Below are 26,991 nucleotides of genomic sequence, written 5' to 3'. Positions count from 1 at the left end.
TGAACTAAAACAAATAAGAGACCCTCAGCAACGGACTGAGAGTCTATGATTATTTATTAAAATGGGATCGACTAATTGAGTAAGAAGCTGGCAGGTGCGTATCTATGAAGGTCAAACCTCAGTTGGCTGTCCTTAATTTCTAATAATTCGCCGACTCTTTCTCCTCGTAGATTAACCGGCATTGCAGTTGTAAATGTTGCAGATGCTGGTAGGGTGACAGTGAGTACTCCAGAGACACCTGCTTGTTCCCATACTCGCAAAAGAGTGCCCTCTCCATCAGGGCTGGTTCCGAATGCAGTGACTTGTGTCCCTTTACGGGAAACATGGACTCCGGACTGTTCCACTGGCAGCGACCTGCCCTTGCCTGTGGCTGTGTTCACCATTAAAGGATTGCGAGCTTCAAGCGCGGGCGTGGCTATGACGGCGTCAGCGGGCGTCTTGGTGTCAAATGTCCACAAGCGGACACGTGAACTCCAGGTGCCAGGGTACCAGTAGCGGAAATTGGTGTTCCATTGATTGTTGTAGAGATTGAGATAGACGACAGGTTCTATTGGAGTGAACTCCTCAGCATCTCTTGAAAACTTCCAGCAACCAGGACGATCAAGGCTTATCAATGGATGGTCAAGCGGGCAAACTGCGATGCCAGCGCCATCAGCGTCAGTGATTGTCACTCCGTGGCCCACCGAGAATAGGTCCCGATTTGCCCCCGGAAGAATATCAGTTGCAGGATTCATGGCACCGAGTTGGCGATATACATGGAACTGTGGCGCTGCTACGTTGAACGGCAGGCAGAGCCAGTCCGCCTCTGGCCAATTATCCTTCTCTTTATTGTGAATGGTCAGCTCAAGGTCAATAAAAGGTTGGTATTGATCCAGCGTAATCTTTAACATCGTAGCTGGCATATGGTTGCTCGGATCAGCAGGGCACTCGATCGTAACCGAACTCGATCCAAATTTAACGACACCATTAGCACTAGTCGCAGCACGATAAGGCACCTGATCTTCAGAGATCATGCCAATTTTATGCATACCAGGATGCGGCCAATCTTTGGCACGCCCCATCTGGTACTTCATTGTGTAGTCCAGCGTCTGTTCGAAGGTGAAACGCTCGTTAAGGTATTGTCCGAATTGATGTGACGCGGAGGAGTCAACCCACTCACGCCCTGTTCGTTTGTCAATAAGTGATACTATATAAACGCTGCTCGGGTCTATTACGATCTTGTAAAAGTCATTTTCAAGACAGTTTCCTGCTTGCTCAGATTCTGGGACAACTTTGGAATTGACTTTAGGTGTGTAAGTTTTATATCCACAAGGTGGGATATCCTTGGCAAAAAAGACAAACTGACTGCATTTCCATTGTCCCTCCATCTCTTCTCCGCTGCTGTTGTCGATCATGGAAGTCACTTCACGATCTAGCTCTATCTCGACAATTCCTGAACGCGTCCAAGGCAATGGATTATACACAATAATGTCCCCATGAGCGGCAATTACATTTTCGGAAAGTGCTTTGAGATTCGTGTTAGCAATGGTATCGGTAATTTTGGCAGCGTTTCGGATATAATCCGTTTTGTCCACCCACGAAGCCTCAAGATTCGCCACCAATTCGGGATCGGCCTGAGCAAATTGATCTCCATATTGTGTGATACATGGCGCCATTCCCCAAGTATGCTCTCCGTAGAGCAAAATTTGTTCATAAGCTTGCTCAACATCATCCACTATCGCAGGCTGCTGTACGCCCCATATGCTGAGTTGGGTGTTCAGTGCCTCAGAAGCAGCAAGCTGGGGACGTACAGCGCGAGATGTCTGTACACCTTTCGGGTCGCTCATGATGCCATGAACCCAAGTATCAGGCATTTCACCTGTAACGACAGGTAGTTCTGGATTGTCGGCAAGAATCGAGGTTACGAAATCATCCATCGTGCCCATACGTATTTTAACACCAGGAAGCCTGCGCTGTGCCTCTTCAAAAATGGTTTGGATCAAATCGGCAGACGGGGGGCCAGAGTTGTCCTGCGTGACTAAAATCGCAGGCCAGGCTTTATATGACCAGCCTTTCGGCGGGATTAAGTTATAGCCATTGCTAGGATCCCCCCCTCCCCACCGTTCAGGCCAGTGAAGACCTGTAGCAGTGCCATAGGTGTTGGAGTACAAGGCAAGTACGCGAGAACCATCTGGGCCTTCCCACCAGAAGAGTCCTGGAGTGGAGACAAAGCCGCTCGGCCAGTTGCATCCGATGTGAATAAACTGGACGCCACTGTTCCCTAGAACCGTCGCCAATGCTCCACCATGTGAAGGGACATCGGTCATTTTACCGGAAAGAGGCAATGGCATATTGTACTTTCGACATAGATTGGAGGCGAAGGCTAAGCCGCGAGCCATTTCCTCCGGTTCGCAAGCATCGGACTCTAGCGTGAACGGCAATGCATGAACCTTGAAACGACCAGATTTAACATAATCGTTGAGGCGATTTTGACGCTCTTGCGTTTGGCCATCCCAATGATCAAATACCTTAGACATGACCCATCCAGGGCTTGTCCAAGCGAATTGCTGCTCTGACGGCAAATGATTTCCTTGATCCATGATATCCATAGCCCTGTCAATCATCGTGGTGCGAATATAGTCGACGAACTCATTGACACGGTGTGTATAGCCTATGTCAAAGTGTGTTTTACAAACAACGATGACCTCCTCCAAATTCGGCCATTCCATGTCTACCTTTGAATGATTGTTACGCATAATAGCACCTCTTTAGAGTTAAATATGACGGTTTGGAGAGCCCATCTCCTTCTTCAATTTCTTTACAATCCTTCAGTCCACCGCTCGTAAGCTTTATTTGTAATTGGCTGCCAATACGTGGTCGGATTATTGTCAAATGCATTGTTAACATTGCTACACGCAATTGTCGAAGATGCTGAAATATTCAGCAAATGTATTTACCCTATTTTACTCCGAAAGCGCTATCAAATGTATGGATGATCCTGATAATTACTATGTAGATTAGTTAGATTATGAAAAACGACTCCACTATGCATCGGCATGGAGAGTCGTTCATCATAAAGGCATTACTGTTGTTGTGTTAACAAATATTGCGCGTCCCTTAATAAATAATCAGCTGCTTCAGTTGTAATGTGTTTTCCACGCTGCGCCTTCACATGATTTACAAAGTCAACAAGGTTATTTGCACTCAACTGGCTCTGCAAGCTGTTTGCAATCCCTTTGTTATCAATCCACTTTGCAGTCTCCAATCGAGTTACCAAGGACTTTAAGGAGCTAATAGTTGCTGTGGTCTGGAAAGTTACATCCATATGAGTTGTGTTCCCCGCCAGATCAGTTGATGAAAGGGTAAACGTATGTGACCCTAGAAGCAGCGTGTACAGAGGAATTATTTCCCCAAGCTTCACATTCAAATTATCTAGCTTAACTAATGTTTTTTCTGCGTCGACCCCACTCAAATTATCGCTTAATACTGCAACGGGTGTAATGTCTCCGGAATTATTAAATTTACCATAAACGACTCCGGTCACCATGATTACAGGGCTAGTTTTATCCAAACTTATGCTAATCGTATGAGGTTGTTCCACATTCCCAGCATGGTCAACACTCCAATAAGTAAGCGAATGAATCCCGTCCGTCGAAAATGTGACGGCATTACCGCTTTGCTGAGCACCTCCGTCAACAACGTAATAGGTGCTTGCAACTCCTGAACCCAAATCAACAGCGCTCAAGGTTACAGTCGTATCCTCGTTAACCAATCCTGCAGGAGCATTATCCGTCGTATCTGGAGGGATAAAATCCGCCTTATATTGAGACGAATTCAGGATAGCATAAGCTTTTCCAGGGATCGACACTTTCGGGTTAAATAACAATTCTACCCCTTGCGCCGTCACACGGAATGGCGTGTATTGCTCCAATGAAATCAACGTTGAATCTCCGATTTCAGCTATATCTTTCACTTTCGCGCCAATCGCTGATCCGTCCCCAAATCTAGTCTGAATCCACCGTCCCTTGAGCAAATCTGCATGCAAGACATGACCGCTCACGGTAATCGTATTCTCGCGAACCACCGGATCAAGGCCAGTATTAATAGAAGCCGTTGTTGCTGCTGTGATTTCCAATACTTGTGTGTCATGACCGATCACAGAATGATCCTGCTTTTGCACTTTACCTGGTCCGTATACGTAGGTATACACAAGTTTACCGGTCAACGCGTCGATTCTGGCAATCGCAATGCTTCCGGAGAAAGTGATGCCTTGGAAGCTGCGCTCATTCAGATCACCGCTCGTATAAATGATGTCCTTATAGACAACGCTAGTTACGACCGCAATATTCGTCATCGGGTCCGAATCGTCCGCCTTATGCCACTCAACATGATCGATCTTTCCTGTTTGGCCATTCTTCAGCGTTTCATAAACGGCACCATACTGCGTGATTTCGCTGCTGTCCGCCACAATATGTCTTCTAGTAAGATGCGGTGTTACATACTTGGATTCATCGGCCTTTGTTGAGATTCTTCTAGCTGTCGGAAGGCTCGATAGGAACACATCCGATCCGTTCACGCCATTCATGAAGGTGCGTATGGATGAGCCTGTTTGTTGTCCTGTCCAGGTGAACGAGAAGCTATCAGCACCAGATCCGGCTTTCGGATTAAGCAGATAATTCCTGTCCGATGCGAGTCCTGCCGTGCTGTTAATGCTTGTTAAATACGCCTGGAGATTTGCCGCCCCTGTTTCATTGAGCGTGATTCCTTCGGTTTGAACGTTCATGTTCTCGAGTTCGGCACCTCGCTGATAGATCTCATGTGCCTGACCGCCTTGCATGCGTGTCAAGTCGAAGGTATAGTTGCTATTCCCGTCCAGGTTGACCATCATAAGCAAACGTCTGTTCATCTCCGCACCCGCACCTGCCGGACCTGGATCTGAAGCTTCGACGAGTTGGACTTGCTTGCCATTCGTTGATCCCGCATCATAGGCTAATAATGCTGGCTCCGTCCATGCCTTTGTTGATTTTGTATTAGCTCCGTCCTGTCTCCATACCCAAGGCATATTTCGCCATAATGGACGGAATGTAGCAAAGCGTAAAGCAGGACCGCTTCCGTCCGCATAGGTGGACGATCTTATATACCCTGTGTAAGGCAGCAGTTCTACGCCGGCCCCCCACAGATCAAGGGATAAAAAGTTCGAATGGGTGTGTCCGCCCGCAAAGCCTAAATCCGTTGGCTGGAACAACAAGCCCGCATGGGTTGCTTCACTTGAATCGCCTTGAAGTAAGCCGTAGTAGCCCAAAGCCGGCAGTTCGATATTGGCTATTTCCTTCGTAATAGGCAATGGCTGAGGACTTCCGTATTTGCCGTCGCTGTCGCCAAGCGGGATTGCTGATCCATCTGGATAATGCATTTTCGTATTGTCGACGACACTCAACCCTAATAACGGCCATCTTGTAGCCAGGTCTGTCTGATCCAAATGAAGACCTAATCGAGCATCCACATAATCCTGAGGATCTGTCCAGTGCTTGAGGACGCCCAAGGTAGTAAGCGCATTTCCGAAAGTCTGCCCTTGATAAGAGACAGTTTCTTCAAACCACGTGCCGTCAGAAAAATAATATTTTCCACTAAACAATTCATCATAGATATCAATGACTTCCCGGATTAAGTCCGGATCATTCAAAAGCGAGGCTGCAATAGAGACGAATCGGCCTCCATACGTCGTGATATTGGTAAGCTCCGTACTTCTCATCGCTCTGATCGTCTCTAGAGCGGCTGCACGAAACCAAAGATTCTCGATCGATTGCTTCACTTCTTCTGTACTTAACGTAGCATCTAGCTGTCCCCAAATATCAGAATCTATCAATCGGCCATAGGCATAGAACCCGTTTAGCGGAAAAATCGAGTTCCCAGATAAAAAGTCGCTGTAATTCGTATTCACCACAATGCGAGAATAATCTAAAGCCGAATAATACAGGATAAGCGCTGCTCTTTTGGCATATTTCGGGTCACTGGTCAGCTGATAAAGCTGAACGAATAACCTTGCATATTTTTCAAACTTGGTGTGTGAATTCGGGTAGGTCAATTTAGCCGACTCGGCCTGCACCGCTTGTAGGAAAGTTTGGTCAGCCATGTCAGTATAGGTTTGAAGCTCAGGGTACTTCGTCATTATCGTAGCGAAGCTGTAACCGAGTTCTCCTGGGTCCGAGCCCATTAGAACCGCACCAAGATCACTGTTACTGATCGCATGTGATTTCCAATCATTTGCCGGTTCCTTGACGGTAACTTGGAACGATTTGCTCAAGCCGGAGGCTTGTTCTGTCGCTGTTACGGTTGCCACTCCAGTATTCAGAGCTAGCAGTCCATTTCCTGCCACTTTTGCAATACTAGGGTTGGAGGATGTCCAGGTTACCTTCTCGATATAAGCTTGCTGTGGAACCGTCTGGTAGGTAAGCGCAGTCGCCTTTCCTTTATCCAAGGTCATATCCGGTATGATCAGCTCTTCAACCGCTTGAGCGATTTCACCGACCTTCATATAAGCAAACATGGTCCGGCTTGAGGTATGGGCTGTATTTGGATTTTGAATGATTTTATTCTGGGATACACCGCTCCAATTCCCTAAACTTAGTTTATCGACCAAGCGTTGTCCGTCGATCCAGACACTATACTGACGGTTCGGTGTGTCGACATCAACATAAATGTCATACCATTTATTCGCTACATAAGAGCTAAGTATGTTTTGTTTTGAGTCTTTGATTTTACCATTCTGATCGAAGGTTAGAAGCAGTGGCCACGCATTATCCGTCGGATAATTAGTCGACTTCATTTCAAAGAAACCTCTGGAGGAATCCGTGTTATTGAATTTCACACGGGTATTAATCCCGAAGCGGTCGGTTTTGCCAAAGGATTTGAAAGCATTTAACCCGCTGGTGACAGCCTCCATATAAAAAACTTTGCTTGAGCCATCATCCATTAAACCTGCACTGCTGGCACCTGGTGTAGTTGTTATTGCCCCCATAAACCTGCCGTCAATTGTTGTAGTAATGGTGGAAGTGCCAGTTACCTGAGGCGTATACTGGTTGAAGTCAATATTGAGATAGGACGGATTGATGAGCAAAGGCGTTTTAAACGGCTTCACTGTTATTTCAATAGCTGTGGTAATGGAAGGATTAGTACTAGACGACACCGTGATCGTCGCGGTTCCAACGGATTTGCCTGTTATAACGCCTTGATTGTTTACTTCTACGATATTTGGATTACTAGAAGACCAATTAAAGGTTGCATCTGTCGGGTTTGAAGGTGTCGTAATCAAGGAAAGCGGTATGGATTGATTCACACGAAAGTCTCCGCTAAACGGTTGAATGGAAAGTGCTGTAAGCGGAATCGGATCGGTTACCAAGCCTGCTTTCATATAAGCAATGGACATACTGCTTGGCACATTGCCTGCCTGAGCGGATTGTATCCATTTGTTCTGTGTTAGCCCAAGCCAAAAGTTGCCTAGGTACAGATTGTCAATCAACAGTGTTCCATTGACCCAGACACTGTAGCGTTTGTTCGGAGTGTCCACATCAACCACAATGTCATACCATTGGTCCGCCTCGTAAGTTCCAACAACGGCACCGCTGGAATCTAAGATTTTTCCATTCAAACCAAACCGAACTAAATTGGGCCATGCAGGTTGATCCGGTGCCGGAGGAGCAATACTTTTCATCTCTAGTGCTCTTTGAGAGGTCGTGTTGTTGAACTTCACTTTCATTTGGACCCCGAATCGTGCTGTATAACCAAGAGATGATTTGAACGTGTTTAGAGTCGTTGAGACTGCTTCCATCTTAAACGCACGAGTACCATCCGACTCAGTGACGATCCCAGCCGAGTTATTACCTGGTGTAATATCAACTGTGCCGAACATGCTTGAATCAAGCGTATGCCTATTCCCCGAAATCGTTGGCGTCTTTACACTAAAATCAAGATTAGTGTAGTTGCCAGATACGATAACCGGCGGTCTTTGCCCTGCTGCCAAAACACTGGATTGCATCGGAAGCGTTGAAAACAAGAACAGTGCAGCTAAGAACACAAGAAATATTCGCTTTCCAACATGCATTAATAATCCCTCCTCACTCAATTTGAAAACGCTTACTGTTACAGTTTAAATAAAATTGCCCATACTTGTGTATGGACAATTTTTAGTTTTACGTATTGATAATTGTTAGACTACATTCCTGTTTTCCAATATTCTCATAGAAGGGAATTTTATCTGATCAGCCAAGCTCCGCAACATCCTGAAGGATAGCAACCGCTTCCTTCGTCCCATGCAGCTCAAATAAAATAAGCTCGTTCTCGCCTTCCTTCAACAGCGGTGCAGGAATATATAACGTCTGTTGTGGCCCAATCTCCCAATAACGTCCGAGATTAAACCCGTTGATATACGCCACGCCTTTGCCCCATCCTTCCAGCTTCAGAAATGTATCGCATGCCTCATTAACCTGGAACACGCCTCGGTAAAATGTCGGAGTAACTGTTGATTGCTTCTTATCCGCTGTAAAACTAAGGGAAGATATATCATCCAATGGAAGCGGGTGAATCGTCCAGTCATACAGGAACTGTATCCCTATCCGAACGCCTTCGGTGATCCCTTTGGGATCGTTCATCCCATAACCATAATTAATCCGCCCTTGGTTTTCAACAAGAATGCTTAGTACCGCACCTTCAGGCGGAATATCCAAGACGATATCGTGCTCAGTCACATTCGGTGACATATCATGCGTATTTCGTTCGACAACACCTTGATATACGCCGTCCAGGAAAACGAGCGCACGATCTCTCACTTGCTGAATGGCCAACTTTGTACTTGAGATAGGTCCCATAACCTTCGTGGTGTACAAAGTAAAGCCGTAATCTTGACCAAGACGCTCCATCGATTCAGGATATATACGCTGAACAGGCTCAGACAACAACGGGAGTGAGTCAAACAAGGTTGCATGCTGCTGGAAATGAACTTGACCATAGTGCTTCTTGGGAATAGGCGGAGGCAGCTCAGCTTCTTCCACTTGCACATATTTCGAAAGGACGGTCCTAACCGCCCAATATTTATCCGTTGGATCTCCCGACTCAGTCAGCAAAGCGTCATAATCGTAACTGGTAACTGTCGGTTCATATTTACCTAGATAGTTCGCACCATTATAAAATCCGAAATTAGTTCCACCATGGAACATATAGAAATTTAGCGAGCCTCCTCGGCTCAATATTTCATCAAGCACCTGAGCAATAAGGTCCGCCCCCCGCACATGATGAGGCTTGCCCCAATGATCAAACCAGCCATTCCAAAATTCCATACACATGAGCGGCTTATCCGGCTGATACTCCTCCAGCTTATTAAATGCCAGTTCCGTTCGTGATCCAAAATTTATAGTAGCCCAAACATCAGGAAGAAGTGTGCCACCCTGCAAATTGCTATCTGTATAGCCGTCTGATGTAAACAGTAGCACATCCACGCCACGCTTAATAAGCCCATTTCTCAACTCGTTCAAATACTGCTTATCGTTGCCGTAGCTTCCGTACTCATTTTCAATTTGCATCGCGATAATAGGGCCCCCGTTCGTACTTTGCAGCGGTACTAATTGAGGCAATAACACATCATAATAGGCATCGACTTTACGGAGAAAAGATGGATCTGAGCAGCGCAGACGCATGTTGTCTTCCTTTAACAGCCACGCCGGCAAGCCGCCGAATTCCCATTCTGCGCATATGTATGGACTTGGGCGTACAATTACATAAAGTCCAAGTTCTGCTGCAATTCGAATAAATGTCACTAGGTCGGCAATCCCCATGAAGTTGAATTGCCCTTCTCGCGGTTCATGCAAATTCCACGGGACATATGTCTCTACCGTATTTAGTCCACAAGCTTTTAATTTAAGAAGACGGTCACGCCAATATTCAGGAACAATTCTGAAATAATGCATAGCCCCTGATAAAATTCGAAATGGTTTGCCTGCCATTAAAAGCTGACTATTTTCAATTGTAAGCATACTGACCCTCCGTTTTTCCTAAGTACTTACCAATACCCTTTAACCTATCAGCCAATAAAATAACCGCCGTCGATCGGAATTTCCGCTCCATTAATCCATCCGGATCGCTTACTTGCCAAGAATACGATGGCATTCGCAATTTGCTCAGGCGTGGCTACATTTTTGGCCTCTTTATAGATTTGCTCTACTTCATCCGGTGAACAATGCGTTATTCTAAACCATTCATCCAACAGCGGTGTCTTTGTGCCACCAGGCATGAGCGCATTTACACGAACGCCTGACTGGCGAAGATCTAGTGATAATCCGCGGGTCATGTGATTCAATGCGGCTTTCATCGCATCATAAATAAGATTATTCGGGCAATTCACTAGACGATTGATGGAACTAACATTAATGACGACTCCCTCACCGCTGACCTTAAGCCACTGGAGTGCTTCCTGCGTTAAGAAGAAAGGCGCTTTGACATTCACTTCGAACAACGCATCCCAATCTTCATGCCTGATCTCCTCCATCGGCTTATTGCATACAAGAGCCGCGTTATTGACCAAGATGTCCAAGCCTCCCCATTGCCTAACGGTTTGATCGATCAATTGCTTAGGCGCCTCACGCAACGAAAGATTTTGCCGAATAAATACAGCCTCTCCGCCAAATTCGGTGATCTCTTGCACAATCCGATTTCCACGCTCTTCATTCATGCCATGAACCGCCACCTTGACACCGTGACGTGCCAAATCTAATGCAGCCGCTCTTCCGATTCCACTTGTTGAGCCCGTTACAAGGGCGATTTTGCCGCGCAAATCTTCCATAACATCACCTTTATCGTTTACTCTATCTATCCTCAGCTTTAAGTAGTCCGTCCCTTGATAACCTCAGGTTTCATTTCCCGTGACCATGGCATCTCATAGGTAGGCAAATTCACGTAGCGTTCCATGGACAAGCGCAGCGTAATTCCGGTACCCTCCGGCAGCGTAACCTGCAACCATTTGCCGTTCACATCGACATGACCAGTAACGTCCCCGGTGGTATCCAACATTTCTCCTTGCAAGAAGTTATGCTCACCGAAAACACCGGCCTGAATCATTAAGCTTTTCTCATGGAATAAGCTTGTATTGATCAAATGGATCGTTACAGAATCCTCTGCTATGGCTTCGACGAGTGCCGATACACCTGAAGGCAGTCCCGGTCTTTTTCCATTGGCATCAAAATAGCGAACGCGTCCATGCTGTAACCCTCCATGCGAAATATGCATCGGACCGCCTAATGTCAACTGTACGAGTCCTTCAAAATAGAGGGGACACACTTCCTGCCAAATATGAATAGCAGAAAATTCCGCCTCGCTATATAGCTTCTTCCAACTGTAGGGATCACCTTCAGGCGACCGCATCTTTGCCAGTTGATTGTGAACGATTCGAAGATTAGCATCGAGAATGCGCTCAGGATAATCTGGATTGAGGCCGCGAATATATTGGAACCAAGGCTGCGTATTTCCGATATAATGCTTCGTTTCACGTCCCGTTTTCGGATCTTTGCCGGAGTAGGCAGGCACGATCACTTCATTCCAATCATGGTCCTTAGGAATTCGCTCGATCCGCTCCATATCTTCATCAGCCATCGACATTGTCCATAAATAGATTGGATATCTAGGCGTTGCCTGGCGGTAGTCTGTCCAACCGCTGTCAAAATGCTTATACGGCACGACCCAAGTTCCGTCCTGCTGCTTACCGAGCTCCCAGTTGCGATCCAATTGCTCTCTAGCCAATTGTAGACCGTTCATATCGCCGCTAAGCAAGACAGTATTCATGCAAGCATTCGTCAGTGGCTCGATGATGGTCATGAACCCATGAGGCCAACGCCAACCGTAGTATCCGCCCCACCATTTCCCATCGTTGTACTCCCCGATCTTGCCTGTTAACCCTATATTATCGGGAATGATCCCGCCATTCAGCTTCGTGCGTTCTGACCAAGCTTCTACATACGCCAGCACCCATTCACGCATGCTTTCATTACCGTTTTGCAAATAAGCATGCGTAATAAGACCCGTGGCATTTAAATTCAGCGGCACGTCACCGCGATTCATTCGCGCATTCATCATGGTAATAATGTTTTTATATGTCTCGTCATTCGACCAAGCACACTTGAGACTTGCGAAGTCTACCCCCGGAATATCTTCAAAAGGAGCCAAGTAATCGTCGAGAATTCCCCTGTGCGTACTCCAATCTTCTTCCGTTACCTCAAAACGAGGTCCACGGCTACCGGTAAGCGGAGAACGGATCAGCTTGTGCTCTTTATCAAAATTGGGGGATTCCGGATCATCCCCGGTATACATGGCTGCGAACTGTACCGCCCTCTGACGATCCTTCAGCGTTGAAGGCCCCGCTAAACCAAGGAAGTACAAATATAGCGATCCCTCACCATGATGCATCCAGTCGTAATAAGCATCAAATTCTCGATGAATTTGACCGTATTGTGTCCACTGCCAAGTGATACCTTCCCAAATTTTGCGGGACGTTTCGTACAGCTCACTGCTTCCTCCGAGCATGTACAATAACGCCAGGTTCATAAATCCTTCATAAGGATCGTCAGAGCCATCCATACCTGGCCAGTCATCAAACCAAATCAGCGTCCCGTCCGGATGCGTATAACGCTCTATAAATTCTTTAGCCGCTTGGTTCAATGTATGAAAAAGATGCTGTTCCTGCAAAGCCCATTTCGGCGGTGAAACAGGCTCATTTGCTCGAACATGCGCCATTGTTTGTCTCAACGAAGTCATTTGACTTCCCCCTCCTCAAGCATGAACATGGCTTGATTTTAACTCTGCATAGTAATCCTTCAGTTTAATAATGCGGCTCTCCAGACGGGATTTCTCAGCCGCAAATGCCATAAGATGACTCTGAACGGAAACGCGAGCCCCAGTAAGCCCAGCTTCTTTTCCATCACTTTTCACAAGTCGAACGAAATCCCGCATCATACCGTGATCACCGCCGCCATGTCCCTCGAGTGGAGCGTCGATCTGAATCTCCTGTGTCTCACCCGTATAAAAGTCGCTCAGCTCGATGATATTTTTCTCCAAATCCGCTCTAAGTTGACCACGTGTACCCATCAGCTTCATCGATCGGCCGCCTTCTTTCGTAAAGGCGCACATCGTAAAGGCTACGGTTGTCTCATTCGCGAACTCCAAATTCACGACTTGATGATCGACAACATTATTATCGCAATGATAGACGCAGCGGCCATACTGTCCCCTCTCTAAGGCTTTCATAACGCCCTCGTGGCTGTCATCCAAGCTGACAACTTTCCGCCACACGGAACTTACCCAATCCTCTCGCTCCAAGTACATTTTAGGTGCAAAATACGGGCATTCATCCTGCACCGGGCAGCCGTCCAGGCAATACTGCGGCGCTCCCTCAGGCGCATTGTCTGTGCGAAAATGGGTCAGTGAGCCGAAGGATGATACTTTGGTACACTCGGCATCCACGAGCCAAGACAAAATGTCCATATCATGGCAGCTCTTCGCCAAGATCATCGGGCTGGACGTTTCTGAATTACGCCAATTCCCTCGTACAAAACTATGCGCTTGATGTCGGTGTTCCACATTTTCGGTATGCGCAACGGAAATCAGTCGACCGATCGCTCCATCGACAAGCAATTGCTTCATCTTCTGATAGAACGGCGTATATCGAAGCACATGGCAAATGGAAAATACCCTTTTATACTTTTCAGCATATTCGCCCATGATAACGCACTCCATTGGATCCGGTGACATGGGCTTTTCGAGCAACACGTGGTAACCTTTCTCCAATGCGCGGATGGCCGGCTCGAAATGCATTTTATCTTGCGTACAGATTAAGACGGCATCCGCTATTTTCGGTCCGTCAAGCAACTGCTGCCACGTTTGAAATGTATAGTCTTCATGAATAGCATGAGCTTGTTGAAACGCTGTCCTCCTGCCATGATCCGAATCGGCTACCGCCACAAATTTCACTTCTTCCGGATGCCTCAACGCATAAGTCGCGTACGCATCGGCACCTCGTTGTCCGGCTCCGATTAAAGCTGCTGTGATCATAGAAACTTCAACTCTCCTCTGTACATGCTTAGGTTATGTTCACTATTTGTTACTTTTATCTAGTGTTAGTGTCTTCTCAGAGTACGGTGGAATCGTTACCGTAATATAATCAAGCCACGGATTCGCTCCCATCATTTTCTGTTGCTCATATTCGTTTTCTACAAACACTCCTACGTTTGCGGAATAAGAAGTTGGGTTCACGAGAACGACACTTATTGCACTCTCATTGTTGGATACAACTTTGGCATCGATATGATCGATGGTGTAAACGAAGCCAGTGTCTTTCCGTATATATACCCCTGGCACTTCCAAGTACGTAAGCATCACGGATACTTCACACCAGCAGGAACCACCTGCGATCTCGCCGATATTGGACTTTCCTTCCCAATCACTTGTGTTGATTCGCTCACCGAGCCAACCAGAAGGGATCGATTCGTTCTTATGTTTATTGTCCCATGTAACCCGGAGAGGACGATCCGGCGTAGGAAGATAGGGCACTAAATTATGAGCGATATCGCGAATCAAGTCCAAGTAGAACGTATTCCCCGTAGCTCGATAAAGCTTGAAGAGGGATAAGCCTGACAGGGTACAAATTCCCGGGGCGGCATGCTTGTTCTGTACACTGGCCCATACCGCCCCTGTCGAACGCAGGTCTAGCTTGCTGAACTCCGCTTCCTGAGGATAAGCATAATCATACGAAACAACCCAGGTTGCGCACAGCTTAGCTGTATCTTCTGCCATTTTCAACCACTTGCCAACTCCAGTTACCTCAAATAACGTGACATATGATTCAAGAAGTGCAAACACCGATTCACTGTCTGGGCACTGACAAATTTCACCGGGGGCACCGGTCGTTACGCCTTGACGAACAAAATGTTTATAGTAAAATTCGGCAGAACGTTCCGCAACATCCAAATAGTCCGAACGTCCATAAAATTGACTGGCAAGCGCCAAAGCCGCAGGAGCAATACCGCCGTTTGCGCTCCCTCCGATGACTATGGATTCCTGAGCCAAGTCGATAAACTGTCCAAATTGTCCATGACGATTCCATAATCGGACGAAAGCATCGCAAGCTTTCATCAAACCTGCCTTCCAAATGGGGCTAACCGCAATTCCTTTTTCCTGCTGATCCAGTAACATAAACTGTTTAACAAGAAAATAAGCCGAATCCGCATTTTTCCGAAAGAGAAGCATGTCGATACTGTCAAACTCATAGAAAGCGTCTCCATACAGTTTTCCTTGTGCAAAAATACCATAAAAAAAACCGGAGGGAGCTTGTAGCTTTTCGAACATAAAATTGATTGTCTTGCGCGCCCTCTCTTGAGACAACTCATTTCCGATCGCTAGCTTGGGATATGTGCTCATACCTCCGCCGACCCAACCGGTCTGCCACTGACCATAAATTGGATGCGGTGACGTAGACGACCGGTAAAATCCGTGCTCATGCTCCCAATTATCCCGATTATATTTCTCCTGGGTGATGTCCCATGCCGCAGAGAAAGGGAGTACATGACGAAATTGCGGTACCCCGGTCAAGTCTCTTCGAATGTCGGCAAAATAATCAAACAAGGCCGGAATATGGGGACAATCGAAAAAATAAATGCGAAACTTAATGCTAACTTCATCACCTGCCTGAAAATCGGCTGCCCGATCGTCCGAGATCGCTTTCGAATTACACATTTTATAATTAAACGACCTAACAGCCGGAGCGGAAAGCGAAATTACCGCTTCCGTCCGATCCTCATTTTCTTCCATTGTGATGCCATAATCCCCATAAGCCGTACCTTGTGTTGTTAAAAGGAAGAACCCTTTTCTTTGCTCGCGTCTGAAGCATCCCACAGCCGGTGTAGACAGGTCCCCGGTTCGCAGCTCCATGCGGGACAGTCCGTTATTCAAACTTAGTCTCGGCACATCCGTAATGGTAGTAGGTATGTTTGGACCGATTTCATCCTCTTTTGTCAGCATCGGCGGGTACACTTGGTCGCTTACCTTAAATCGATTCCCGTTATAGGCTGCCGCCGGCATAAGGACGTAATTTTCTTTCGACCAACGATCCAGCTTCGTACTGACAGACACATTGGCACTCTTAACGCTGCCTTCAAGTACTTGAAACGTAATCTCACAATCGAATGCATCCGTATTCGCTTGTACCTTTGCGATAGAGTAACTAATTCTCCAAACCGACTCATCCAATTGAAGCAATTTTTCCGAACTGGGCTCATGAAGATCAGCCATACTCGTCTTAATAGGGTCCGTACCGTCGAACTTCGTTAGTTTGACGGCAATTCGGCAATCATTGAATTCCGCACGCTGCAGCCAATCGATGTTCATACCCTGCCTCTTTTCTAGCAAAACTACGTTGCACTTGGAATAAGAATCAACTTTTCGTTCTCTTTCGTAGTTAAGGTAAACTGAGATCCTGTAAGCTCCTGCGCCATTAAACCATTTCTATAGATTTGCACAGCTTGATCCGGCCACGGATTTAGAATTTGGCAATCGCGGCCTTTTTCACTTTCGATGACGATGTACTTCACTCGACCGTCTTTATATTCACTGGATACCAAGAATGCGCCGACTGTTCGCAATCTCCCAAATCTCGCCGATGTCTCCTCAGGCCATACCGGGAACAAGCGCAGTAATCCTTCATGGCTTTGCAGCATCATTTCATGGAGACTATTGGGAATAGCACTGGAATCTTCTATGCCTCCGCCCCCGTGTTGAATGACAAGGTTAGGCAGCGACTTTTCCTCACACGCTTCACGCAGATGATGCAGGATAACTCTTGGATCATACCCAACCCTAACAGCAGCCTGATAAAATGTAGTGAATGCATTATTATCTCGCCAGCGCTGCATTTCATCTACTGTATTTCGGGCGATTTCGAGCAATTCATTTGGGCTGCCCAACCCAATCGCTCCTGCTGGATAAATGTGTTGAACAGCTAAGGCACCGATACTATTCCATTCCATGCCCTCTTCCGTTAAGCGGAAAATCATCCGACCATTTCTCTCAAAAACCGGATAGGAGCTCAAATGATCCAAAATGTGATTCCATTTGTCATGGCGATCTGCATCAATACCGAGCTCTTTGCTCATATCCAGCAAACCTTTCACTACCATCCGAATCAGACCTAGTGAAAGAATCGGATTTTTCCTGTCATTCGACAGCTCATGAATGGCGTCATCATAGATGACATAACGTCCATCTTCAAACTTTAGATAGTCCTCCCAGAAGTTCGCTGTATCGAGCAAATAAGGGTAAATTGTATTGGCGTATTCAAGATCATACGTATGATAGAACTGCATCAACAAATTGACTGCACCGTATGCGGCATTTGACTTTTGACCGTGAAAATACGTTGTACACGTCATTCCCCAGGGAGCAATTTGCACTGGCAGATAGAGGCCACGGCAGTTCAACTTTTGCTCAGCGAACCATTTGCCAAGCGGCATAAGGTCAAGCAATGGCTCATGATATGAAGCTGCTGTAGAAATCCTATTCCCTGAGTACAATCCCCAGAAAGGAGCTTCATAGTTATAATTCAATGTATAGGCTCCCGAATACATCGGCCGGTCATTCGTGACCCAATTTCCGATAATCCCCGGAGGAACTTTGCCGCCCCTTGTGCATGAACCGATAATATAGTAGGAGGCATAGTAGTACTTCATAAGAACAGGGTCATCGATTTCAACAAAGGAACTCTCATAATACGTTCTCCACCACGACCGATGTGCTTGTTTTAGCTTCACAATCTCTTGATCCTCAGCTTGTTTAACCAGCTGCTTGGCTGCCTCCAGAAAGTTCGGATCGTCCAAATTGCTGAGGATGGCTGTTAGCACAACCACTTTGCCGCCAGGTGCAATCTTGCATGATGCCTCTACGTTCTCAAAACACCACTCATATTCCACATTCTCTCCAACGAATCGCGACACTGCTGCCACACGTCTTACCTCGGGAACAAAAGCCGAATTCGCCGCATATTTATACCAGACGAGATCTTCATCTGCGCCATTCCGATAGTTATAGACTTCATATTCGCCCTTGGCTCCTGCATGGAGAACAGCTTTGAGATCAATTGCCCCGCCTTCACACGTGATTTCCGTTACGAGCATATTTTGCGTAGCGCTCACCCAGGAACACATACGGACCGTCAACTCATCTTTCTTAAAAGTTCCACGTACTTCGGCATGAAGGATATCCTGCTCTTGATAGTAGTCCGCGCCTGTCAGCTGAGGGATTCTTAGTGTAATCTGGCCTACCGTCATACTATGAGCACCTGTTCTACGCCCGTCCTCATGCAAGAGGCGGCACTTCCGCTGCTCTTCCGTTTCTCCTATATGCGGCCTAGCCCAGAAATCATTTTTACCAATATAAAAAGTTTGGTCTTCCGCATTCCCTCCGATTGTAATACCAACATCGCCGTTCCCAAGAATCGGAGAATCCACCATATAGTTGATCGGTAATTTTGTGGAAGGAGCGTTGAACACCGCATTTCTTGCATTCCATTCTTCTTCGCAGATGTTGTGCTCGACGAGATTGTTAATTTGCTCTACTGTATACATGCTTTATTCCCCCTGAGCCGCTTCCGGCAAGATTGTGACCGATTCGCCCTTCAGCAACTGAATCTGACAAGTACCGTCTGCTGACACCGTTATCGGCATTTGCTTGCTTTCTTTTTCCAAGATCAACCATTCGGTTCCAAACACGTTCTGTACACGCAAAAAAGCATCATTCTCTGCTTCTAGTCGAATATATTGTAATTGTCCCTGGGTCCACTCCGCCGAGATTAAGCTCCCTTTACCGCCTCTTAACCTATGGAACGAAATGTTCTCACGCTTCCAATCTACTGGAACTGCAGGGAACACGCGAATCACGCCATCATCGTTCTGCAACAGCATTTCCTGTAAAGCGTCCGCAGCAGCCATATTGGATTCAAGCGTGAACGGACGATAGTGCCATGCGGTAATACCACGTTTGCGATAATCACCATTTAAGTGAAATCCGTTTACCGAGCAAAGATTTTCCCAAAGCAGCTTCAATTGGTACAACGCTCCTTCACCATTGCCTTGACGCGCATACAGATTCGCCATCCAAGCAAAAGAAAATCCAACCCAGAGCCCCTTGCCTAACTCTTCAAGATTTCTAATTGTACTGTCGATGATGAGTTTCTCACGCTCGGAACGATGGTATTGAAGTAGATTTAACGGATAGATAGCCATGGAATGAGATAAATGACGGTGACTTTCTTGTAGCGATTCATCAGGACTAAGCATAAGCACATTGCTGTCGTTCACCGCAAGTTCAGGTAACTGCTCGCGAACACGGCTCCAACGCTCCGCCTCTCCCTCTTTGCCCAATAACAGCGCCATGGCATTCAACCTTTCAAAGAAATACTGCAACAAGGCTAAATCGTTGTTACTATTCGGTGTCAGCCAAGCTTCCAGCGTATCGTCATGAATTTCAGGCGAACTCGACAGCGGCAATCGCAATTTGCCATCCGCTCCAGGTGCTAACCAGCGTAGGATACATTCGGCGGTTTCGGTGAAATACACGTAAGCTCTCTGCTCCAGAAACACTTGATCTCCCGTGTATTTCCAATAGTGGTCAAAAGCTTGGCAAAGCCAAACTTGATTGATCAAATTAGTGCAGTACATCGCCCATCCGCCGATGGACGTGCCTTCCATACTCATGACGGAAGGTAAACAAATACCAGGCGCATCGAAAAATGACTCGGCAAATCGCTTAGCAGCAGGCCGAAGCTCCCACAAGAAATCCAGAAAGCTTTCACCTTCCTCCAGATGGTTCGCTTTTAAGTAATGCCAGTAGCTGAGCTGCGTATTCAAATCATTATGATAATCGCCTTTCCATGGCGGGAGGCGCCCCTCATCAGCAGTCCAAACTCCTTGGAGTGGCATAGGTGGAGACCCTTTGCGCGAGCATGACCCCAAGAAGTAATTCGTCAGATACCATTGATTTTCCGTTTCCTGATCAGGAAGCGTGATGGAGCTCTTCGTCCAGAATGATTCCCACCACTTACTGTGACTCTCTACAATCGCTTCCCATCCGGTCCGTAACGCACGAGATATGTCTTGCTTCGCTTGAATCAACCAATCTTCTCCATCTTTATTGGTCACGATTTTATAGGCGAGTTCCAATTGATCGCTGTTCACCATTTTGCTGCCCACAACGATGGCGAACTCAAGTAATTCACACGTTTGTTGACGATAAATGATCCATCCGTCTTCATCGAATACCTTTGGGTCCGGATATTGCAATAATGCCAAACTATCCGACGCTAGGTTCTCTTCTCCATCCGGAGCCGAGTAGGATGGCGGAACAATAGATACAAACGGCAATTCGGCATTTCCCGATACCCGTACATAGCCAATCCCATCTGTTGCATGCATGATGGCCCTAACGAGGCATTCTGAATCAGCAAATTGAAGCTTGGATTCGCCAATGGCAGTCGACAGATGTAAACAAAAATCCATCCGATCTGCTTTCCTGCCCCAGGTGAGCTCAATTCTGCCGGCAGGAATCTTCGTCGGCGTTACCGTAAACCGATTGAACTGGTATCTCTTCCGGATCGCATCTATATCTTTTCGCTTCACCAGCTCGATCAAATTGGCATACGTATAATCTTCAGCTAACGCCTCTGGCGCAAGTCTGTTGTCCCACAAATCTCCGCGGTCCAAGCTGAGCTTGAGCGAATTACCATTGCCCCACATCAAGCAGCCTGTCAAACCGTTTCCGAGCGGCAGCGCCTCATCCCAACGGTCGATCTCCCCATGAATCAATAAATCGTGTTGCTTGGTCGGCGTTTTCAATATATACATCATATTGGTACTCCTTTTTGTTAGCTGAAAGCGTTTTACTATATATAAAAAAATAAACGACTTCTCCATTTTTAGGTATGGATAGTCGTTAGATTCGTTATAGAAATCTATTAGGTTAAATCATTCCAACATAACTTTCACATAGACGACCTTACCAGGTTGCATGGATAGTCGTATCTGTTGATCAACTAGCTCTGTCCGATGCAGCACATCCTCTAGCGGATTGACGATATAGGCAGCGGAAATCGCTTTTGCAACACCGGTAAATACATACTCGTCCTGCTCATGTCCGACATTACGCAAAGCGAGTATGAATCCCTCTCCATTCTCGGCAGGCTTCATATAAAGGAGAGCGACCGACCGGCTTGAATGGCGGAACCATTGCCCGCTTTCCTCTTGAGCACAAGAAACCGCGGCATTGATAGCTACGGGATTTACTGCCGCAACGCCTGCCCGATAGGCATTCAATGGATCAAACTTCTCATAGGAAGTCAACTCATAACGTAAATGTATTTTTCCGGGCTGGCTAGCCCGAAAGTTTGTGTCCCAATAATTGTTCATCGCCCATGCAAGTAATACCGGATTTTCATTTCGATCAATCTTCTCGTTTTCCTTTCCGAAATGGAAGTCTCCTACCTGTACGAGCGGTGCATCTGGACAAGCTAACGTAATCCCCTTGTTGTCGTCATAGATTGAAATCGTTTGATCAACGGTCAGCCAATCTCGACAAACTGAACCAAGCTGTTCACGATCCATCTCGACTGCCATTCCTGCTGTATCATAATGCGAACGCCAACCGCTAGCAATATTTAATGGAAATGCAAAGTAAATAGATTCGGGAGATCGAATATCTTCCTTGTTCATTGAAACAGATAGACCGATCCGTGCATGTGAAGCCGAGAACGTAATTCGTTGCTCCAACTGCGAAACGCCTGGCGCTTCTAAATGCATAATGTAGGTGACCGAATCATTGGAACGTTCTATCGAGAAAGATATCATCCGATCCGAAGCAACTCTTTTGGCCTTCCAATCATGGTTCCACACAGAAATGTTCTTAAATACCTTGTCGAAAGCTCTGGGAAAAAAGGTTGTCCGTTGATCTTTGTTATAACGTCCATCGATCGATTCTTGTACATATTCGAACAAGCTCCAAGGACTCTTTTCGTCCAGCATGGGCCAATTCTGCTGCTTATCGTAAAGTTGAACAATTCGTCCCGTCTCAGAATTGAATGTCATGCGATAAAAGGGTGTTTCGATTGCACCCTCCGTAACGATAATTTTACCCGTTGTTGATGTTTGCAGCAGGGTTTCCAGCTCCGACATGGGGATTTTTTTCCATGAAAATGGAGCCAAATTGACAAACCCATACGTGCTGTAGTTCAGTACTTCTCGGCAATAAGGCAAGAAGTCCCTCACACGCTCAGAAGCTAGTTGCCGTCTAGGAATCGTATAATACTCGGGAACCTTCACTTCCACATGCTGGGTTTCACTAGAAGTATTAACTAACAAGACGCCTTGCGGTTCTTGTGATTGTATCGGATTATCGCTCACGGCCTCCATTTGTTTAGCTATAACATATGCCGATAGATCTGCAGTCAAATACGCCATATGCGATTTATGCAATTGTTGAGATTTGGATAAAGGGTGGTCTGGATCGGATACCGAATACGAACTTCCCCAAGTATGCTCGTCATACAGAAGTGCGTGTTCCTGAGCCTTATGTTTCAATTGTGAATAATGGAGATTTGGCGCCCCTTGGATAGCTTCGAGAAAATCCGCTTTCTTTAAGTTTTGTTTCGCACGGCGATTGATTTGGGTCTCCAACGCAGAACTCCCCGCACCAAAATTCCAATAATCCGTCCAATCGCCCGAATGAATTGGGATATGATCTTGCGGAATGCTGCGAATCCGTTCTAGAAGCATCTCTGGAGTCACAAACATGATCTTCTGTCCATGACCTTCTGCATTGAATCGACTTATTAGCGGTAGTAGATTCGAGTCCGGGCAATTGTTGTCCCAAGCTGGCGGATTGGCTGCCGTTAAAAAAACGAAGTCGTAAGGGTACCCATTCGCCTCCAAACGATCGATATACGTCTGAATTCCTTGTCCCATTCGACCTGTATCATTGGATTCGGTATGAAAAAAATGATTGAACATCGAATAATGTTCGCCGAGAAAGGTAAGTAACTCACGGTTATCAGGTGTTTTCCATTTAAATATACTTGGTCGAGGAAACGGAATTCCCCCGAAATGAATGTTGATTCCAGTTACATAAAATTCAATGCCAGCATCAAGCAATAGTTGGCTAAGCGGCCAAGGTTGCCCATTAATATCATGCGAGATCGCAGTTTTAACAGAAATATCAAATCGTTCCCGAAGCTTGCGAATAGGTTGCAGCATGTGTGCCAACTGATCAGCTTGCACGAGCGGCGTCACATGCATAGGAAGAGCAGCAATACTAATTTGTCCATTTTTCGCCAATCTTCGGAATGCTATCACTTGATCGGAAGACGCTGTCTCCAGCCATTGCATGACAGGATAGGTCGCCTCACAGGTCCAGCGAAATTTTGAATGTTCAGGATTGGATTCCGACTGTATGCAAAGTGCGATCGCTTGATCGATATAATCCTTTTGCAGCTCAAGTAATAAGGGTTGAGGATGGGTGTAGCCAATATCGAGGTGACTATGGTGCATAAACAAGATTTCCTTAATTTTGGACATGTTTTTTTGAGCTCCTAACCTCATGGATCTTAGTTGATTGAAAGCGTTTTACTATATATAAAAAAATAAACGACTTCTCCATTTTTAGGTATGGATAGTCGTTAGATTCGTTATAGAAATCTATTAGGTTCTAGATTCCGTTATGCACACACCCGATACTGTGTCGGCGTCATGTTAAATGCCTTTTTAAACACTTTAGCAAAGTAAAAATAATCACTATATCCGACTTTCTCCGCCACTTCACTTACAGCAAGCTCCGTCTCTTTCAAGAGCAGACAAGCCCGATCTAGCCTTATTTGCAGCAAATATTTCGTGAAAGTCGTTTGCAATTCCTTCTGAAAAAGTTGACTCACATAGTTAGGATTAAAACTAAACTGCTCTGCAAGATGATGAATCGTCAAATTCTCATAGTACCGTTCCTTGATCCAGTTCACAAATTTGGAGGTAGTCTCTCGGGAATCCGTATCAGGACGGGAAGAACCTTCCCATTCCAGCTTTTGCACAATGAAAGATTTAATGGATGAAAGCATGGCCTCAAAATTTGGATACATCTCCATAAGCATTTCATAAGAGTGCAGATATGGCTCTTCATCCTCATCATACTGATAGACAAACGACATCATCGAGTTATAGAATCGATAAGCATCTCGAATCGCTAGCTTCCGTTGCGCCGCCTTATACTGTATGTCATCCATACAAATGGAGATCTCCGGCATATTCTTTAATCGGATCGCCTCATACAGCTTCATGATCAGCTCTTGTAAAGAAGAATCGGAGCTTGATGATGGCAGTATCTCCCCGTTTCGCCCAGCTAGGAATGGTCGACAGGATTCCTCTGTTGCAGTCTGAATTGCATCCGTCAAGTCCTTCACATTCGTAAAAGGTTTTGAAACCCCTATCCCCTTGGAACCATTCGGTACTTGAGATACGAATTGGACTGCCGCATCAGCGTACATGACATAAGCAGAAGTAAATTTGCCCGTACGGATCTTCACGACGTTCGTATGATGTAATCCCGTCGTCAGTTGTATATCTTCACTGCGAATGACCACAACGCTAAGTTTAGCGTCTTCGTTCATCATTAGCCCGGATCTGCTTAAAATTCGAACGATTTCTTCATCCGAATCGGACGTTCGGCTGAGAACCAATCCCATCAACCGTGATGCGTCCGCTTCTTTTTTATTTTTCCACCGTTTAATCGTCGCTTCCAATACAGGGCTCATTTCTTCTTCATCAAATGATTTGAGAATATATCCATCTGCCCCAAGGTGCAGAGCTTTCTGAGCGTATGCAAATTCGGAATGTCCGCTAATAATTATGAATTGATTTTCCAAGCCAGCTTCACGGGCTTTCTCAATCAACTCCAACCCATCCATACCAGGCATACGTATATCGGTGAATACAAGATCAGGTTTTTTGTCGATGATTTCACGCAATCCATCGTTGCCGTTATAAGCTTCTCCAATAACTGTCATGCCATAGTGAGACCAGTCAACCTTAGCCTTAATACTCTGCAGCGTCCAATACTCATCGTCAACTAAAAATACGTTCATCTGACACACTCTCCTGAGGCAATGTTAGTAGAACTTCGGTGCCTTCGTGCTCCGAACTGTGAATCGTTATGCCATACTCATAGCCGTACTCAACCTTTAGCCTTTGGTTAACATTCGAAATCCCAATTCGTTGCTTGTTGCCCGCCAACATCCCGCTTAATTCCTCATCAGATCCAATGTTTAATCGTTGTTTCAGCTCATACAATCGTTCTGTACGAATGCCTACGCCATCGTCTTTAATGAGAATTTCGACGTCTCCATTTAGGTTTCGCTTAGCCTCAATCCATAAATTACCCTTCGTCGCTTTCATCTCAATGCCATGAAAGATCGCATTCTCGACGATCGGCTGCAAAATCATTTTTTTCACAGGAAACGCTAGTAATTGATCCGGAATATAATAGTGAACGTCAAATCGATTTTGAAAACGAACGAGTTGAATGGAGATGTAATGCTTCACAATACGCAATTCTTCGCTCAAACTTACCGTATCTTCCCCTTTAATACTGTAACGGAAAATTTGACTTAAAGCCGCTGTCATCCGTTGTATTTCATGAACGCCTTTAACTGAGGCAATACCTTGTATGCATTCTAACGTATTATATAGAAAGTGCGGGTTGATCTGGCTATTTAAATAGGCAAGCTCCGCCTGCTTTTTCAAAAGTTCCAACTCATAGATGCGTGAATTGGTTTGAAGCACATGCTGGGTCAGTTCATTCGTTTCATTCATTAATTGATTGAATTTTGTCGCCATCAGACCAATTTCGGCGTAACCTTCCAGTTGAAGATTTTCCTGTTCTTTCAGTACATCCTCATTTTTACTTTTAATATTATTCACATACTTTACAAATGTTTTAATAGGCTGAATAATATTGTTTCCAATCGCCAAATAAGTTCCATACATGAGTATTATCATTATTCCGATAAGAACGGCGGTAATCAGACGTAGCCGTCCCATCCCCCTATACAGCTCTGATTTTGGAATTACGCTAACGAGCTTGAATCCAATATCAGGAATATCTTTCGTACGAACAACCGAATTATAAACCGAAATATCCTCCCACTTCGTTCCGATATCCAATTGATTATTGCTCGAAATGACAACACCGTCCGTATCAAGCACATAGTACATACCAGCAGTCCTATTCGACTCAATCTGCGGTATAATCGCTTGAGTATCCAACAGAATTAATAGATGTCCGATCTCCAGACCATATCCCAAACCGGAATTGACACCTCGAATTGGAAGTTCTGCAACGATATAATTAGCCGTATTCTGCTTAAAATAAAGGTTGTTGATGCCACGAAATGCAACTTGAGTGGGTCTGTCGGAAAAACGATTGATGATAGCTTGAAAAGCTGTGCGTGTAGAAGGATCATACCCCACATTGTAATCGTTTCCAAACTTCCCAATAAGCACAAAATCAACGATACTTCGATTTAATGGTTTCACATTTTCTAATGTGGACACCATACTCTGATTCAGCAGAAATCGATTCGTAGGATCTTCTTCCATCAAGTATCGTTGTACCATGTCATTATACGCTGTTGAAGTCATAATTCGGTTGACAGCATTAAAATTACTTTCAATGGTTTTGCTGACATTGTTCAAGAGTTCGTTTAAATACTCGTCATTTCTTGCCGATATCGTTTCCGACATCTGCCAGTAGCTAAATGCTTGCGCCAACATAATAAATACGGTCGAAACTAGGATTAAGATCATCAATTGCGTCTTAATTCCCCACTTCTTAAACGCCCGGTACATCCCTCCGCCCCCAGACCAAGTATTCCAATATTTAAGAATCGAATAAACCTAT

General features: G+C 45.7%; 12 protein-coding genes. All 12 read right to left on the bottom strand.

Annotated features, from left to right (window positions below):
- Window positions 1–71: 71 nt before the first annotated feature.
- Entirely contained in the window at window positions 72–2,735 is a 2,664-nt protein-coding gene (locus AC58UX_RS02870; protein WP_497249539.1) for a glycoside hydrolase family 38 N-terminal domain-containing protein, read from the bottom strand.
- A 326-nt stretch (window positions 2,736–3,061) separates the two neighbouring features.
- Window positions 3,062–8,080 (bottom strand): OmpL47-type beta-barrel domain-containing protein, encoded by a 5,019-nt coding sequence (locus AC58UX_RS02865; RefSeq protein ID WP_497249537.1) that lies wholly within the window; start codon window positions 8,078–8,080, stop codon window positions 3,062–3,064.
- Between the two features lie 157 nt (window positions 8,081–8,237).
- Entirely contained in the window at window positions 8,238–10,004 is a 1,767-nt protein-coding gene (locus tag AC58UX_RS02860; protein WP_497249535.1) for a glycoside hydrolase family 35 protein, read from the bottom strand.
- A gap of 47 nt (window positions 10,005–10,051) precedes the next feature.
- The gene (locus AC58UX_RS02855; protein WP_497249533.1) at window positions 10,052–10,810 is read right to left on the bottom strand and encodes an SDR family NAD(P)-dependent oxidoreductase; all 759 of its coding nucleotides are present in this window, start codon (window positions 10,808–10,810) and stop codon (window positions 10,052–10,054) included.
- 38 nt (window positions 10,811–10,848) lie between these two features.
- Entirely contained in the window at window positions 10,849–12,774 is a 1,926-nt protein-coding gene (locus AC58UX_RS02850; protein ID WP_497249531.1) for a DUF8034 domain-containing protein, read from the bottom strand.
- A 15-nt stretch (window positions 12,775–12,789) separates the two neighbouring features.
- Complete coding sequence (locus tag AC58UX_RS02845; protein WP_497249529.1) at window positions 12,790–14,067, bottom strand: Gfo/Idh/MocA family protein; 1,278 nt, start codon at window positions 14,065–14,067, stop codon at window positions 12,790–12,792.
- 42 nt (window positions 14,068–14,109) lie between these two features.
- Window positions 14,110–16,398 (bottom strand): hypothetical protein, encoded by a 2,289-nt coding sequence (locus tag AC58UX_RS02840; protein ID WP_497249527.1) that lies wholly within the window; start codon window positions 16,396–16,398, stop codon window positions 14,110–14,112.
- 23 nt (window positions 16,399–16,421) lie between these two features.
- On the bottom strand, window positions 16,422–18,629 hold the full coding sequence (locus AC58UX_RS02835; protein ID WP_497249525.1) for a glycosyl hydrolase family 95 catalytic domain-containing protein: 2,208 nt from the start codon (window positions 18,627–18,629) through the stop codon (window positions 16,422–16,424).
- A 3-nt stretch (window positions 18,630–18,632) separates the two neighbouring features.
- On the bottom strand, window positions 18,633–20,903 hold the full coding sequence (locus tag AC58UX_RS02830) for a glycosyl hydrolase family 95 catalytic domain-containing protein (protein WP_497249523.1): 2,271 nt from the start codon (window positions 20,901–20,903) through the stop codon (window positions 18,633–18,635).
- 120 nt (window positions 20,904–21,023) lie between these two features.
- Window positions 21,024–23,624, bottom strand: a complete 2,601-nt coding sequence (locus AC58UX_RS02825; protein ID WP_497249521.1) for a glycoside hydrolase family 38 N-terminal domain-containing protein — start codon at window positions 23,622–23,624, stop codon at window positions 21,024–21,026.
- Between the two features lie 140 nt (window positions 23,625–23,764).
- A complete protein-coding gene (locus tag AC58UX_RS02820) occupies window positions 23,765–25,177 on the bottom strand; it encodes a response regulator transcription factor (protein WP_497249519.1) in 1,413 nt (470 codons plus the stop codon).
- Window positions 25,158–26,939: a sensor histidine kinase gene (locus AC58UX_RS02815; protein WP_497249517.1), complete on the bottom strand. Its 1,782-nt coding sequence runs from the start codon at window positions 26,937–26,939 to the stop codon at window positions 25,158–25,160. Before AC58UX_RS02815 ends, AC58UX_RS02820 begins: the two co-directional genes overlap by 20 nt.
- Window positions 26,940–26,991: the final 52 nt, after the last annotated feature.

This window comes from Paenibacillus sp. J22P90 (genome assembly GCF_059692195.1).
This window is presented reverse-complemented; position numbering and strand designations above follow the sequence as displayed.

Coding starts and splice junctions, on each gene's coding strand:
- AC58UX_RS02870 (WP_497249539.1), bottom strand. CDS start 2,735: ATGCGTAACAATCATTCAAAGGTAGACATGGAATGGCCGAATTTGGAG.
- AC58UX_RS02865 (WP_497249537.1), bottom strand. CDS start 8,080: ATGCATGTTGGAAAGCGAATATTTCTTGTGTTCTTAGCTGCACTGTTC.
- AC58UX_RS02860 (WP_497249535.1), bottom strand. CDS start 10,004: ATGCTTACAATTGAAAATAGTCAGCTTTTAATGGCAGGCAAACCATTT.
- AC58UX_RS02855 (WP_497249533.1), bottom strand. CDS start 10,810: ATGGAAGATTTGCGCGGCAAAATCGCCCTTGTAACGGGCTCAACAAGT.
- AC58UX_RS02850 (WP_497249531.1), bottom strand. CDS start 12,774: ATGACTTCGTTGAGACAAACAATGGCGCATGTTCGAGCAAATGAGCCT.
- AC58UX_RS02845 (WP_497249529.1), bottom strand. CDS start 14,067: ATGATCACAGCAGCTTTAATCGGAGCCGGACAACGAGGTGCCGATGCG.
- AC58UX_RS02840 (WP_497249527.1), bottom strand. CDS start 16,398: ATGAACATCGATTGGCTGCAGCGTGCGGAATTCAATGATTGCCGAATT.
- AC58UX_RS02835 (WP_497249525.1), bottom strand. CDS start 18,629: ATGTATACAGTAGAGCAAATTAACAATCTCGTCGAGCACAACATCTGC.
- AC58UX_RS02830 (WP_497249523.1), bottom strand. CDS start 20,903: ATGTATATATTGAAAACGCCGACCAAGCAACACGATTTATTGATTCAT.
- AC58UX_RS02825 (WP_497249521.1), bottom strand. CDS start 23,624: ATGTCCAAAATTAAGGAAATCTTGTTTATGCACCATAGTCACCTCGAT.
- AC58UX_RS02820 (WP_497249519.1), bottom strand. CDS start 25,177: ATGAACGTATTTTTAGTTGACGATGAGTATTGGACGCTGCAGAGTATT.
- AC58UX_RS02815 (WP_497249517.1), bottom strand. CDS start 26,939: ATGTACCGGGCGTTTAAGAAGTGGGGAATTAAGACGCAATTGATGATC.